General features: G+C 68.1%; 11 protein-coding genes. 5 read left to right on the top strand and 6 right to left on the bottom strand.

The window, feature by feature from the left end; all coding sequences use genetic code 11:
• Positions 1–65: 65 nt before the first annotated feature.
• Positions 66–344 carry a DUF2277 domain-containing protein gene (locus LXN01_RS06765; protein WP_236863868.1) on the bottom strand — a complete coding sequence of 93 codons (279 nt, stop codon included), beginning with the start codon at positions 342–344 and terminating at the stop codon, positions 66–68.
• Between the two features lie 133 nt (positions 345–477).
• The gene (locus LXN01_RS06760; RefSeq protein WP_236863867.1) at positions 478–1791 is read right to left on the bottom strand and encodes a type 2 periplasmic-binding domain-containing protein; all 1314 of its coding nucleotides are present in this window, start codon (positions 1789–1791) and stop codon (positions 478–480) included.
• Positions 1792–2042: 251 nt separating this feature from the next.
• Here LXN01_RS06760 and LXN01_RS06755 point away from each other — a divergent pair, with 251 nt between their 5' ends.
• Positions 2043–3548, top strand: a complete 1506-nt coding sequence (locus LXN01_RS06755) for an AMP-binding protein (RefSeq protein ID WP_236863866.1) — start codon at positions 2043–2045, stop codon at positions 3546–3548.
• Positions 3549–3641: 93 nt separating this feature from the next.
• Here LXN01_RS06755 and LXN01_RS06750 read toward each other — a convergent pair whose 3' ends face one another.
• Positions 3642–4994, bottom strand: a complete 1353-nt coding sequence (locus LXN01_RS06750; RefSeq protein ID WP_236863865.1) for a DEAD/DEAH box helicase — start codon at positions 4992–4994, stop codon at positions 3642–3644.
• A 451-nt stretch (positions 4995–5445) separates the two neighbouring features.
• On the opposite strand from LXN01_RS06750, the gene LXN01_RS06745 reads away from it, so the two are divergent.
• From LXN01_RS06745 to LXN01_RS06735, 3 genes are all read left to right on the top strand, one after another.
• Complete coding sequence (locus LXN01_RS06745; RefSeq protein ID WP_236863864.1) at positions 5446–6426, top strand: cytochrome b/b6 domain-containing protein; 981 nt, start codon at positions 5446–5448, stop codon at positions 6424–6426.
• Between the two features lie 312 nt (positions 6427–6738).
• Positions 6739–8247: a flavin-containing monooxygenase gene (locus LXN01_RS06740; RefSeq protein ID WP_236863863.1), complete on the top strand. Its 1509-nt coding sequence runs from the start codon at positions 6739–6741 to the stop codon at positions 8245–8247.
• A 130-nt stretch (positions 8248–8377) separates the two neighbouring features.
• Positions 8378–9202, top strand: coding sequence for an alpha/beta fold hydrolase (locus tag LXN01_RS06735; protein ID WP_236863862.1), 825 nt, complete (start codon positions 8378–8380; stop codon positions 9200–9202).
• On the opposite strand, the gene LXN01_RS06730 is transcribed toward LXN01_RS06735, so the two are convergent.
• The 3 genes from LXN01_RS06730 to LXN01_RS06720 form a co-directional block, all read right to left on the bottom strand.
• A complete protein-coding gene (locus LXN01_RS06730; RefSeq protein WP_236863861.1) occupies positions 9199–9900 on the bottom strand; it encodes an SOS response-associated peptidase in 702 nt (233 codons plus the stop codon). The genes LXN01_RS06735 and LXN01_RS06730 overlap by 4 nt on opposite strands.
• 158 nt (positions 9901–10058) lie before the next feature.
• Complete coding sequence (locus tag LXN01_RS06725; protein WP_236863860.1) at positions 10059–11738, bottom strand: flavin-containing monooxygenase; 1680 nt, start codon at positions 11736–11738, stop codon at positions 10059–10061.
• Entirely contained in the window at positions 11735–12775 is a 1041-nt protein-coding gene (locus LXN01_RS06720) for an alpha/beta hydrolase (RefSeq protein ID WP_236863859.1), read from the bottom strand. Before LXN01_RS06720 ends, LXN01_RS06725 begins: the two co-directional genes overlap by 4 nt.
• A gap of 325 nt (positions 12776–13100) precedes the next feature.
• Here LXN01_RS06720 and LXN01_RS06715 point away from each other — a divergent pair, with 325 nt between their 5' ends.
• Entirely contained in the window at positions 13101–14396 is a 1296-nt protein-coding gene (locus LXN01_RS06715) for a type 2 periplasmic-binding domain-containing protein (RefSeq protein WP_236863858.1), read from the top strand.
• Positions 14397–14478: the final 82 nt, after the last annotated feature.

The raw sequence follows: 14478 nt of genomic DNA, 5'->3' as shown, positions 1-14478 counted from the left end.
CCTCGGCGGAATGCGCGCGGCGAACCGCCTCGGCGGCGGCGTGAGAGCTGCCCGCCAAACGCAGGTCAGGCCGTCATCGTCCCGAAGCGGCGTGCCGAGCGTTCCTTCGCCTTTGCGGCTTCCACGTCGCGGTCCTTCGGCGGTGCCGAGGTCACCAGGTCGGCCAGGAGCCGTTCGGTGGCCTCGGCGACCTCGGCGACAGCACGATCGAACACAGCCGCGTTCCTGGCCGATGGCTTCGTCATGCCCGCAACTTTGCGCACATACTGCAGAGCCGCCGCGTGGACCTCCTCCGAGGTGGCGTGCGGTTCGAAGTTGTGCAACGGGCGGATGTTCCTGCACATGCTTCAAGTCTGGCACCGCGCCAGGGCCGCGCCAAGAGGATCCCGGAGGAATCGGCTCTTGAGCTGTCAGCCCTGGCACGGTTTTCAGCCCTGGCACGGAGGCCTGTCCCGTGGCTCAGGTTCCGGCTCAGGCTCAGCTCGGGCGGTGCTCCAGCATCGTCTCCTTGAGCAGCTCCTGGGCGACCGGCCGGTAGTCGGTCTCCGGGTCGTACCACTCGTCGAAGTCCTCCAGTCCGCCGTCCTCGGAATAGCCGAGCTCCTCGATCTTCGTCGTCCACTTCTCTCGCGACGCGTCGAGCCGGTCGAGGATGTCCTCGCCGATGATCCCGGACTCCGCGATCTCCTGGCGCCGGCCGTCGGCGAACGACTTGATCTGCTCCTGCAGATCCTCGGACGCCTCGTCGATGGCGACTCCTGTCTCCTTCGCCTGGCTGATCGCGTCGACCTTGCTGCCGATCGTCGCCTCCATTCCGCCCTGGTAGTAGCCGTCGAAGGAGTCGAAGATGATCTGCTGGTACGCCAGCGGGAGCTGCTCGACCGTCGTGCCGGTGAGGATCGCCCCGGACACCCGCGGGAAGCTGGTCGTCGTCGGATAGCCCAGGCTGGGCGCGACCTCGAAGAAGCCGCCCTGCACCACGTCCGAGAGCACGGCGAGCGAGCAGTCGATCGTGCCGCGCTGCAGCGCCTCGTACGCCTCGACGCCGGCGATCGACACCGGGGAACCGCCCACGTGCTCGACCATGTCGCTGGCCGCCGGGGAGCCGACCCGCACCTGCAGGCCCTGCCAGTCCTCGAGCTCCGGGGCGGGTTCGGTGCAGATCGAGTAGTAGTTGCCGGAGGCCATCACCGGGACGAGGGGGGTGACGTCGATCGCCTCGTACTCCTCCAGGATCTCCGGGGTCTGCCAGCTGACGTCGGCGGCAACGGTGTTGATCAGGAGCTCGCCGAGCATCGGGGAGGACGGGTCACCGCCGAGCAGCTCGTTGAGGGCGTTGAAGGCGGGGAATTGCGCGGGGTCGTACGACGGCAGGGTGAAGGCCATGTCCACGCGCCCGTCGGCCAGAGCGTCGTGCAGATCCTCATAGGTGGCGATCGACTGGTTCCAGGCCAGCTCCACCGTGATCTTGCCGCCCGAGCGCTCCTCGACCGTCTCCTTGAACACGCTGCCCAGGGGCTCCTGCGGGGAGTTCTGGGACGTCGCCGGGATCTGGTACTTGATGGTCACCGGCTCGAGGTCGGCGATCGCGGCGTCGATCTCCTCCTGCGAGGCGCCGTACTCGTAGCCCTCACCGCCGCCTTCATCACCGCCGCTGCTGCCGGCGCTGCCGGCGCAGGCGCTCAGAGTCAGTCCGAGGGCAGCGGCCGAGGCGGCAGCCGCGAGGAGCCGGGGGCGGCGGGCCGATCGACGTGGGGTTCGCCGGGTCGTCCGAGGGGCAGGCCTATTCATGTCTTCACCTTTGAATCAGAAGTTGGCGGGGTTCCGCGCGGCTCGGCATTGAAGCGCGCATTCCGACACTAACAACGATCGAGCCGCTCATTGACGCGCCATGCCGCGGAATCTACTCTGAGGTCGACTTCAACTGTTCACTACGGCGGCACCGATGCTGCCCGGGGCTCCGCAATGGCATGCGTCATCGACGACGCTGCGTGGCGCCTCGGGAGGCCCTCCGCTGCCGGGCCAAGGAGGCTCAGTTCCCCATGTCACCGAGTGCAGAAGCGACTCCCGGACCGAGCTCCCCGGAGATCGAGGCGGACGTTCGTCCGACCTTCCACGAGCAGTTCGCGCACCACGCGGCCGAGCGCGGAGACGTCGACGCGATCATCGACGCCACCGGAGTGATCGCCTTCGCCGAGCTCGAATCGCGCACCAACCAGCTCGCGCGCCTGTTCGCTCAGGAGGGGGTCGGCGAGGGCGACTTCGTGCTCATCTCCACGCCGGTCGGGTCGCTCATGATGCTCTCGGCGATCGCGGCGTGGAAGATCGGCGCCGTGCCCATGCCGGTGTCGGACCGGATGGTGCAGGGCGAGCTCAACGCGATCGTCGAGCTGGGGCGCCCCGCGCTCGCCGTCGACACCACGGACCGCAGCATTGCGGTGCCGCGCCTCACCGACGTCCGAGGCGCCGAACGGCTCTCCGACGCGCCCCTGCCTGCCGTCGTCGCCCCGCAGCTCAAGGTTCCGACCTCCGGCGGCAGCACCGGCCGGCCCAAGCTCATCCTCTCCGGAGCACCCGCTGATCCTGCGAGCATCGCCCAGCTCGGACTGGCCATGGGCGTGCCCGAGCACGGCATCTGCCTGATCACCGCCGCGCTGTCCCACAATGCGCCCTTCAGCGACGCGCTCGCGGCGCTCACGCTGGGCAGCACCACGGTGCTCATGGAGCGCTTCGACGCGGAGACCGCGCTGCAGATGATCGAGCAGCACCGCGCGACCTGGGTCTACGCGGTGCCCGCCATGATGCAGCGGATCTGGAAGCTCCCGGACGAGGTCAAGTTCGGCTACGACCTCTCATCCGTGGAGACCTTCTTCCACGTGGCGGCTCCCTGCCCGCAGTGGCTCAAGCGCGAGTGGATCGACTGGCTGGGCCCCGAGGTGATCTACGAGCTCTACGGGCCCACCGAGGGCCAGGCCGCGACCACGATCACCGGAACCGAATGGCTGGAGCACCCGGGGTCCGTCGGGACGGCGAAGGTCGGCGAGGTCAGCATCCGCGACGAATCCGGCCGCGAGCTGCCGGTCGGTGAGATCGGCGAGGTGTGGCTGCGCCGAGGCGCCGGCGAACCGCCGTCCTACCACTACCTGGGCGCCCGGGCAGAGTCGGCCGACGATGGGTGGGAGACCGTCGGCGACATCGGACGGCTGGACGAGGACGGGTATCTCTACCTCACCGACCGGCGGGCGGACATGCTGCTGGTCGGCGGTGTCAACGTGTACCCGGCCGAGATCGAGGCGGCGGTCGACCGGCATCCCGCCGTCCTCGCCTCCTGCTGTGTGGGGCTTGAGGATCCCGAGCTCGGCAAGGTGCCCGCGCTCGTGGTGGAGACGGCCGACGGCGAGGTGCCCGACGATCTCGACGACTTCCTCACCGAGCACCTGTCCCGGGTGAAGCGGCCCAGGAGGGTCGTCGGGACCACCCGACCGCTGCGCGACGCCGCCGGCAAGATCCGCAAGCGGGAGATCAAGACCGAGCTCCTCGGCGGCTGAGTTCTCAGCTCCTCCCCGGCGAGCACAGCGCAGAACGGCCGTCCCGGGGTGACCGGGACGGCCTTGGATCTGAGCTCAGAAGCGGTCGGTGCCTCAGAAGCGGTCGCTGCGCGACCTGCCGGACGCGCTTCGTCCTCCCTGGCCGCCGCGGCGGGGCTGCCCGGACGGGGCTGCCTGGCCGGTCCGGCCGGACGGGCTGCCGCCTCGGCGACGTCGACCGCCACCGTTGCCGCCGCCCTGGCCCTGCGGGCGCTGACGAGCCGGCTGCTGCTGCTGGGGGGCGCGGGGCTGCGGCTCGACGTAGGGCGCCTCGGGCCCCACCAGGTCGGACACCTCGGAGGACTCGGCCGTCACGGTGACCGGCGTCACCTTGACGGCGGCCTTGCGCAGCAGCACCTGGGTGTCCCGGCGCTCCTCCGGCAGCATCACCGTGACGACGTCGCCGGCGCTCCCGGCGCGGGCGGTCCGGCCGGAGCGGTGCAGGTAGGCCTTGTGCTCTGCCGGCGGGTCGACGTGGACGACCAGCTCGACGGAGTCCACGTGCACGCCGCGGGCCGCGACGTCGGTGGCCACCAGGACGCGGACGTCCCCTCCGCCGAACGAGGCGAGGTTGCGGTTCCGCTGCGACTGGTTGAGATCGCCGTGCAGGTCGACGGCGGGAATCCCCTGCCCGGTGAGCTGGCGGGCGAGCCTCTTCGCCTGGTGCTTGGTGCGGGTGAAGAGGATGCGGCGTCCGGTGCCGGAGGAGAGCTTCTCGATGAGCTGCTTCTTCTCGTCGCGGTCAACCTGGAACACGTGGTGGGTCATGGCCGACACGTGCGAGGTCGGGTCGTCGACCGAGTGCAGGACCTCGTTGTGCAGGAACCGTCGGACCAGCTTGTCCACGCCGTTGTCGAGGGTGGCGGAGAAGAACAGCCGCTGGCCCTTGGGCGGGGTCTTCTGCAGCAGGCGCGTGACTCCGGGAAGGAATCCCAGGTCAGCCATGTGATCGGCTTCGTCGAGGACGGTGACCTCGATCGCGTCGAGAGTCAGGGCCCGCTGCTGGAGCAGGTCCTCCAGCCGCCCGGGGCAGGCCACGACGATGTCGACGCCGGCCTTCAGCGCGGTGATCTGACGGTTCGCGCTGACGCCGCCGAAGATGGTGGTGGTCTTCATCCCGTACGCAGCGGCCAGCGGGGAGAGCACGGCTTCGATCTGGGTCGCCAGCTCGCGAGTCGGGGCGAGGATCAGGCCGCGCGGGCTCCGCGGACGGCGAGCGCCGCGACCGGCCGACTCGCCGAGGCGCGCGACCATCGGGATGGAGAAGGCCAGCGTCTTGCCGGAGCCCGTCTTGCCGCGGCCGAGCACATCGCGGCCAGCAAGGGTGTCCGGCAGAGTGTCCTGCTGGATGGGGAATGCATCGGTCTTGCCGTCGGCCGCGAGTGCCCGGAGGATCGGGGCGGGCACGCCGAGCGAGGCGAAAGTGGTGGCCGCAGTCGAAGGGGAGGCGGGTGAAACAGTCTGGGTGGCAGTGATAAGAGTGCCTTTCAACGTGCCAGTGCACAGCGCATCGCGTTCTGAGCGAAGGAACCTGTCCTGGCAAAGGGCGGGAGCACCGGACGGTGCTCTCGATCGCCGCGAGGATGTGGCTTCAGAAACACGAACCGGGATATGACGCGGTTCCCATGACGAGGAGTCCTGACGACGCAGGGAACCCGAGAACGGGTTCACAAGTTCCACCAGTCTAACGTGCAAAGCCGCTGGAGGCAGAATCGCCTCTGGTTGGGAGGCGCGTCTCGAAAGCCGACCCGCAGCTGAGACGGTCCGGCCCGCCGACTACGATTGACGAGGTTCTGACCCGCAACCGTCGTCGACAGCAGTCGCCGGCGTCGCAGCAGATAGGAGACCGTCGAGCACCATGGTGACGGACACGAAGACCAAGGCGAGCACCAAGAAGAAGAAAAAGAAGAAGGGCAAGCGGACGCCGTTCCGCCAGACACCGTGGTTCACGGTGGTCTGGGTCGCTCCGATTCTCATCGCGGTGCTGGCTATTGCCGTGGTCGCGGCGCGCTGGTTCGTGGGGACCCCGACCGGTGCGGAGTTCCTGGCGAACTACCCCGGACACTCCGAGCTGCCTGAAGGCACCCCGGAGGGCTTTCCGTGGTGGGCGCAGTGGCAGCACTTCTTCAACTTCTTCCTCATCGTCCTGATCATCCGCTCGGGCTGGCTGGTGCGTACCCAGCGGAAGCCCGAGGCGTTCTGGACCCGCAACAACACCGGCCGGTTCACCACCAAGAGGCCACCGACCAAGATGAGCCTCTACCTGTGGCTGCACCTGACCCTGGACGTCCTATGGGTGCTCCACGGCCTGATCTTCGTGATCCTGCTGTTCGCCTCCGGACGCTGGGCGCGCGTGGTGCCGACCAGCTGGGACATCTTCCCGAATGCCGTCTCAGCCGGGCTGCAGTACCTCTCGCTCGACTGGCCGGCGGAGATGGCGTGGGTCAACTACAACGCGCTGCAGGTCCTGGCCTACTTCGTGACGATCTTCATCGCCGCGCCGCTGGCCGCGATCACCGGTCTGCGGATGTCCCCGGTGTGGAACAACGACTGGAAGATCAGCAGGTTCTACCCGGCGCCGCTGGCCCGCGCCATCCACCTGCCGGTGATGTTCTACTTCGTGGTGTTCATCTTCTTCCACGTCGTCCTGGTGTTCACCACGGGCATGCGTCACAACCTCAACCACATGTTCAGCTGGATGCCCGAGGGCTCCGACAGCTGGTGGGGCTTCGTGATGTTCGCTCTCGCGCTCCTCGTGGTGGTCGCCGGCTGGATCCTGGCCCGGCCGATCTTCATGCGCTCCGCGGCCCAGCTCACCGGAAAGGTGACCAGCCGCTGAGTCACGAATTCAGCTGCTGAGGCGGGGGATCCCTCGCTGAGGCGGAGTCATCCTCACCGCGGCAGCATCGCATGCCGCAGAGCGGGCAGCCGGGCGCACCGGCTGCCCGCTCGGTGATTCAGCGGCATGTCAGCATGGCGGGCGGACGGGCCGCTCAGCAAGGCACCATCGAGCGCTCGGGTGAAGCACTGCGAAAGCGGCATGGGTCGACATCGGCTCTTCCGAGGAGGAAACCGATGTGGATATAGTGAGCTCACCGATCCACGGCAGTGTCGCTGTGCAATCGGCCGTGAACCTCATCAGGAGTATGCAATGACGCAGAATCCGACCATGGAGTTGCAGAGGGATGCCGACGGCCCCGCAACCGAACACTTCGACGTGCTCATCGTCGGTGCCGGAGTCTCCGGCATCGGTGCCGCTCACCACCTCCGCACCAACTTCCCGGACCGCACGTTCGCCATGCTCGAGGCCCAGGAATCGTTCGGCGGAACCTGGCTGACCCATCGCTACCCGGGCGCGCGCTCCGACAGCGACCTGTTCACCTACGGCTACCGGCATAAGCCCTGGACCGGTCCCTCGATCGCCGACGGCGCCTCGATCCGGGAGTACCTGGAATCGGTGATCGACGAGGACGGTCTGGCCGACCACATCCGCTACGGGCACCGGGTGACAGGACTGGAGTGGTCCTCACCGACCTCGACCTGGACCGCCACCGTCGTCCGCGGTGACACCGGGCAGACGCTGCGCATCACAGCGAGCTTCCTCTGGATGTGCCACGGATACTACGACCACGAGACCTCGTACCGTCCGCACTGGCCGGACGAGGACCGCTACGAGGGAGTGCTGCTGCACCCGCAGCACTGGCCCGAGGACCTCGACTACGCCGGCAAGCGCGTCCTGATCATCGGCTCGGGGTCGACCGCCACCACCCTCGCGCCGGCGCTGGCCCGGGACGCCGAGCACGTCACGATGCTCCAGCGCTCCCCCTCGTACTACTACATCGCGCCGAAAGTCCACGAGCTCGCCGAGGCGCTGGCGCCGCTCAAGCTTCCCGATGACTGGATGCACGAGATTCTGCGGCGGCAGTACATCCACCAGACCGACGCGATCGTCACTCTGTGCCGGGAGAATCCGGAGGAGGCGCGCGAGCTGGTGATCGAGAGCATTCGTCCTCACGTTCCCGCGGACGTCGACTTCGACAGGCATTTCAGCCCCCGCTACCGCCCGTGGCAGCAGCGCGTCGTCTCGATTCCCGACGGCGACTTCTTCGAGCAGATGCAGGCCGGGAACCTCTCGGTCGAGACCGACACGATCGAGCGCTTCACGGAAAGCGGGGTGCAGATCTCCTCGGGCGAGGTGCTCGACGCGGACATCGTCGTCGCGGCAACCGGTCTCAACATGGCCTCGTTCGCGAACATCCCGTTCTGCGTCGACGGAGAGCCCGTCGACTTCAGCAACCGGATCACGTGGCGCGGGATCATGATCAGCGGCATCCCGAATATGGCGTTCGCGCTCGGGTACTTCCGCTACAGCTGGACCCTGCGTGTGGACATCGTCAACGACCTCGTCACGCGAATCCTTGGGCGGATGGCCGAGGCGGGTGCCGACGTCGTCACGCCGACGGTGAACCCGGAGGACGACGGCATGGCCATGCGCCCGTGGGTCGACCCGGAGAATGTCAGCGCCGGCTACATGGTCCGGGCGCTCGACCGGCTGTACAAGCAGAGCGACCGCGATCCCTGGCGGCAGATGTTCGAGTACGACTACGAGCGAGAGCTGTTCCCGATCGTCGACCTCGACGACGGGCTGCGGTTCAGCTGATCAGCGATCGTAAGCACCGCCGATCCGACCCGGCACGCCACCCGCACACCTCAGACGGCACCACCCCACCAGACAGATCCACCCCATCAGACAGAACCACCCCACAGCCACGACCTGCAAAGGAGCAGTCATGCCGCAGATTCCAGTCCGCACCGGCGTTTCCCTCAACTACGAGATCACCGGCAGCGGTGAGCCTCTCCTCCTGATCATGGGGACAACGGGGTCGATCCCGTTGTGGGGTGAGCTGGCGCCACGCCTGAGCGAGGACTACCAGGTGATCGCCTTCGACAACCGCGGCCTGGGCGGCAGTGAGCGGGGCGAGGGCCCGATCAGCGTCGCCTCGCTGGCCGAGGACGCCTCCGCCCTGCTCGAGGCGCTCGAGATTCCCTCCGCCCATGTCCTCGGGTGGTCGCTCGGCTCAGCCATCGCACAGGAGCTGGCACTCGCCCACCCCGATCAGGTGGCCTCGGCGGTGCTGTACTCGACCTGGGCCGGCTGCGACGGCTTCCAGCGTTCGGTCCTCGCCGCCCTGCGCTACCCCTACGTGCATCGGGACCTGGAAGCGGCGATGGCGGCGTCCGGGATCGTGTACTCGCCGGAGTTCCTCGACCGTCCCGACCTGGAGGAGCTGATGGCGCCGATGCTCCCGGCGATGCCGCAGACGGAAGCCCAGATGCAGGTGACCGTCGAGCAGTGGGACGCGGATCTGGAATTCGACTCGCTCGACAGAATCGGGGCGATCTCCGCGCCGGCCCTCGTCGTCGTGGGGGAGCAGGATCTGCTCACGCCGCCGCGGCAGGCCAAGAAGGTCGCGGATGCGATTCCCGGCGCTCGCTTCGAGCTCCTCACCGGACCCGGGTCGAGCCATGCGCTGCATGTCGAGCGCCTCGACGACCTCCTGCGGATCGTGTCCGGCTTCCTCGATTCCCAGTCGGTGTCCGTGATGAGCCGCTAGACCGGATCGAGCAGGGAGGCGTCGTGCGGGTCCGCGGTCTGCACGCTGTTGACCCGGCGCGACACCTTCCTGACCTGCAGCGTCTTCGCGCTCGCCTCGGCAGCCGCGGCCAGCCGGGCCGTCATCTCCTCACCCGAGGCGAGCCGCGCAGGATCGACCCAGTCGGCCGCGAGCTCATCGGGCATCAGCACCGGCATCCGATCGTGGACGCGGCCGGCGGCGTCGGTGGCGTCGGTGGTGATGATCGCGAAGGTGAGCTGCCACTCGCCGTGCTCGTCCTTGCGCATGGCATACAGGCCTGCCGCGTGCAGGATCGGGTGGTCCTCGCTGAACAGGTAGTAGGGCTGCTTCTTGCCGTCCTCGGGAACCCACTCGAAGTACCCGCTCATCGGCACGATGGCCCGGTGCCGGTTGAACGCCTGCTGGAACATGCGCTTCGTGGCGGCGGTCTCCAGTCGGGCGTTGATCGGCTTGGGCCCCGGGGTCGTCGCCCACGACGGTCGCAGGCCCCACTCCATCGGTGAGATCTCCCGGTGGACCGTGCCGGTGTCCTTGTCCAGGCGCTCGCGGACCACGGGAACACGCTCCGTCGGCGCGATGCTGAAGGTGGGCTGCCATTCGGCGAGCTCGCCGATGTCGTTGGAGTACATCCGCGCCAGGCTCGCCGCGTCGACCGTGAGTGTGAAACGTCCGCACATGCCTCAAGCATCACCCGAAACCGGCGCCGGCGGAAGCACCACGAGGTCAGCGAGCCGCGGAACCGCCCCGTGCCGAACGCCGCGGCGAACCCGGCGGGAATCCCGTCACGACCACGAGCCGCGCCGCGACCACGAGCCGCGCCGCAACCACCAGCCCGCTATGACACCTTCCCGAATGCGAAGCCGTGGTAGTTGCCCACCACGATGCCTTCGCAGTAGTTGATGTAGACGTGCGAGCCGCCCACGAATGGCATCAGCGCCTGCGGCTTGCCGGGGATGTTGGCGCCCATGTACCAGGACTGCGCCTTCGGCATCAGCGTCAGCGCGCCGAGGTCGTTCGTGAGGTTGACCCAGTGCTCCTCGGCCTCGGGTCGCGGCGCCACCTGGGTCGTTCCCTCGGCAGTCATCTTCTCCAGCATCCGGGAGATGAAGTCGACGTGGTATTCGATCGAGGTCATCATGTTCGTCAGGACCGAGGGGCTCTGCGGGCCGGTGATGGTGAACAGGTTCGGGTAGTCCGCGGTCATCAGGCCCAGGTAGGTGCGCGGCCCGTCCTGCCACTTGTCCCGCAGCGATCCCGCGTCCGAGGTGATGTCGATGGCGTCGACGGCGCCGGTCATCGCATCGAACCCGGTCGCCATGACGACGACATCGACGTCGATCTCCTCGCGACCGCCTCGGCCCTCCGGCGCACGGACCACGATTCCCGAGGCGGTGAAGCCTTCGATCGGCTGCTCGCCGATGTCGATGAGGCGGACGTTGTCCCGGTTGTAGACCTCGAAGTAGCCGGTGTCCACGCACATCCGCTTGGCGCCGACCGGGTAGTCGAACGGCATGAGCTTCTGCGCGAGCTTCTCGTCCGCGACTCGCTCCCGGATCTTCGCCCGGGCGAAGTCGGCCAGCCGCGCGTTCGCCTCGGCACTCAGCAGACTGTCGGCGAAGGCGCGGGTGTAGCCGAGCCCGCCTCGGCGCCAGCGCTCCTCGAGGACGGCGTCGATCTCGGCTTCGTCGTGCTCGGCGAACAGCACCTGGCTGTCGTCGACGTAGAAGTCGAGCGCGGACTCGAAGTCCTGGCCGCGCAGCTGCGGGTAGTTCTCCTTGATCCACGCCCTGTCGTCATCGGTGAGCGGGTGGTTGTGCGCCGGGATCGCGAAGTTGGGGGTGCGCTGGAGGACGGTGAGCGAGGCGACCTCGGGTGCGATCGCGGTGATCGTCTGCAGGCCGGAGGAGCCGGTGCCGATCACCGCCACTCGCTTGCCGCTGAGGTCGACTCCCTCGTGCGGCCAGCGGGAGGTGTAGAGCACCTCGCCCCGGAACTCGTCCAGCCCGTCGAACGTCGGCTCCTGCGGCACGGACAGGCAGCCGGTGGCGAGGATGACGAACCGGCTGCTCAGCCGCTCGCCGCTGTCGGTGGTGACCGTCCAGGCATGCTGCCGGTCCTGCCAGTCGAGCGCGCTCACGCGGGTGCCGAAGGTGATGTCCCGGTGCAGGTCGAAGCGGTCGGCGACGTGCCGGGCGTAGTCGAGCAGCTCGGGCTGGGCGGCGTAGCGCTCGGACCAGTCCCACTCCTGCTGCAGCTCGTCATCGAAGCTGTAGGAGTAGTGGCGGGACTCGATGTCGACGCGGGCGCCGGGATAGCGGTTCCAGTACCAGGTGCCGCCCACGTCGTCGCCGGCCTCGATCACGCGCACGCGCATCCCCAGCTGCCGGAGCCGGTGCAGCTGGTACATCCCGGAGAACCCGGCGCCCACGATGACGGCGTCGTAGTCGGGCGTCTGCGTCTCCGGGGCGCCGGCGGCGGCCGAGGCGGTTGCGGGCTGGTTCGTCACCGTCGTCATGCCGGCTGTCCCTTCGTGAGCTGTGCGGAGTCGGAGGAAGCCGCGCCCGGGGTGGGTGCCCCGTTCGCGCAAGCATGCGAAATCGGTGAGGCCGACTCCGAGGAATCCGCGCTGGTCAGAGCGTTGATCCGGTCGGCGATGAGGTCGAGTCCCGTGCGGCAGCCCGGGAGCACGTTGATCATCTGGAAGAAGGCGTGCATCTGCCCTTCGGCGACGAGGAGTTCGACCTCGGTGCCCGCCTGCGCGAGCCGCTCGGCGTACTCGCGGCCTTCGTCGTGGAGCGGGTCGTGCTCGGCCAGGTAGACGAATGCCGGCGGGAGACCGCTGAGGTCGTCGTGGCGCAGGGGAGAGGCGTCCGGATGGGTGCGGTCCTCCGCGGCGGGGGCGTAGTGGTTCCAGAACCACTCCATCGTGGGCCGCGACAGCAGCAGCTGGTTCTCCGGGGCGTTGTAGGACGGGCGGGAGAAGTCGCAGTCGGTGACCGGGTAGACGAGGACCTGATAGTCGATGATCGGGCCCTTCCGGTCACGGGCACGATGCGTCATGACCGCGGCGATGTTGCCGCCTGCGCTGTCCCCGCCGACGATCAGCGGCACGCCTTCCGGCGCCAGCTCCGCGCGGTGGGCGTCGACCCATTCGAGGGCGGTGTAGGAGTCCTCGATGGCGGTGGGGAAGGGGTGCTCGGGGGCCTTGCGGTAGTTGACCATGACCACGGTGCTGTCCGTTGCCGTGACGAGCTCGCGGCCGAGGGTGTCGTACTGGAGGTCGATGTCCCCGATCACCCAGCCGCCTCCGTGGTAGTACACGAGGATGGCGCGGGCGGGCGCCTCGGGGGCGAGCACGCGGACTCGGAAGGTGCCGCCCTCCCCGTCGAGCTCGAGCTCACGCACGGAGCCGACGGCAGGACCGGGGCCGCTCATCCTCGCGAAGGCCGGTCCGGACATGCGGGCGATCGCTGGGGTGGATTCGTGGACGGGAACGGCACGGGCTTCGGCCATCGTTGCCAGGAACTGCTGCGTCGTTGCATCAAGTGGCATGAATCACATCTACCGATCATTCGGTCGCTCTGTCAATGGTTGGAGCCGATGATTCTCCCGATCGCCTCGCCAACCCTGCGGAGAAGCGAGGCACCCGACGGCACGTCACCACCAGTCGAAACGGCTTGATTGATAACAACTTAACGATCTTTCGAGAAGGTGCTGGTAAAAGTGCCCCGGGCCGTGGTTCGATAAGTCCACTTCCGCCGGCGCGGTGGGGTGCATCGCAGCACCGCCCGCGCCGTTCCGGTGACGCAGCCGTCACCGGTTGGGAGCGGCTCAGCAGTTCCGAGCCGCAGCTTCTTCCGACGACAAAGGGGTCTTGGTGAAAATTTCTACACGTTCGCGGACAGTGCCGCGCGGCGCGAAAGCCCTGGCCGGCGGCGTCGCTGCCGTGGCCATGCTGACGGTCGCGGGATGCGCCGGCAGCGCGGGATCGTCCGACTCCGCGCAGGAGGGCGGTGGCGGCTTCGAGTACGGCGCCAGCCAGGAGGAGGTCGACGCGGCCATCGCAGACCTCGATCCGGTGAAGATCACCTACCAGGTGGGCGCCCCGGCCGAGAACTCGGTGTCCGGACGCCGTTCGATGCAGGTCAAGGAAGAGATCGAGAAGCGGTCCAACGGCAAGATCGAGGTCGAGATCATCTGGGGCATGGCTGTCGCGGGCTACCCCGAGGCGGTCGACGCCGTGGTCGACGGCCGCGTCGACATCTCCTATCACCTGATCTCCTACGAGCCGCAGCGCTTCCCCGAGGCCAGCGCGATCGGAACCGCGCTGGGCAACGTGGAGTACTCGCCGATGGTCGGTGAGATGGTGGCCAACGCGGTCGGTGCCGCGGTCGGCTGGAACGACCAGGCACTGCTGGACCGCTACGAGAGCGAGGGCGTCACCACCCTGAACCCGATCCTCGCGAACGGGGCCTACTCGCTGAACTGCAACTCCGACATCGCCACCGCAGAGCAGCTCAAGGGCAAGCAGGTGCGCGCCGGCAGCGCGCCCCAGAGCGAGGCTCTGGACCACTTCGGAGCAGTGCCGACCAGCCTGGAGTTCACCGAGGCGTTCGAGGCGCTGCAGCGCGGCACGGTCGACTGCGACCTGTCGCCGATGAGCGCCAAGGAGATCAGCGGAATCTACCAGGCCGCACCCCACCTGGCGTACTCGACGACCGCGAACTGGCCGCGGTTCTCGGCGACCTACATCGCGGGTCCGAGCTTCGATGCGCTCCCGCTGGAGTACCAGCAGATCATCTTCGACAGCAGCGCGATCGCGCTCAGCGGCTCCGCCCAGAGCTATGTCGACTCCAACGCGGTCCACGTGGAGGACCTGGCCAGCGTCGACGGCACGATCAAGGAATTTGATGATGCCTTCCAGGACGAGCTCGGTGAATTCGTCAAGGAGCAGCAGCGGGCGTCGATCGAGGAGGGCCACCTCCCCGACGACATCATCGAGCAGGTGCAGGAGCTGGCCGGCACCTGGGAGCAGCGCGTCGCGGACCTCGGTTACGAGGACGGCGGCGACATGTCCGAGATGAACGAGTGGTACGACCCGGACTCGGATTGGTCGGACTACGCGTGGGACGTCTTCGAGAACTCCGGAGCGCTGGATCACCGGCCGAACTGAGGCGGCGAGCAGGCCGACGCTGAGTCGATGACTGCGCCGACGAAGCAGTGAAGAGGTGCCCGGGCCGGCCGGCCCGGGCACC

It is taken from the genome of Brevibacterium daeguense, assembly GCF_021729135.1.
GTDB classification, from domain to species: domain Bacteria; phylum Actinomycetota; class Actinomycetes; order Actinomycetales; family Brevibacteriaceae; genus Brevibacterium; species Brevibacterium daeguense.
This window is presented reverse-complemented; position numbering and strand designations above follow the sequence as displayed.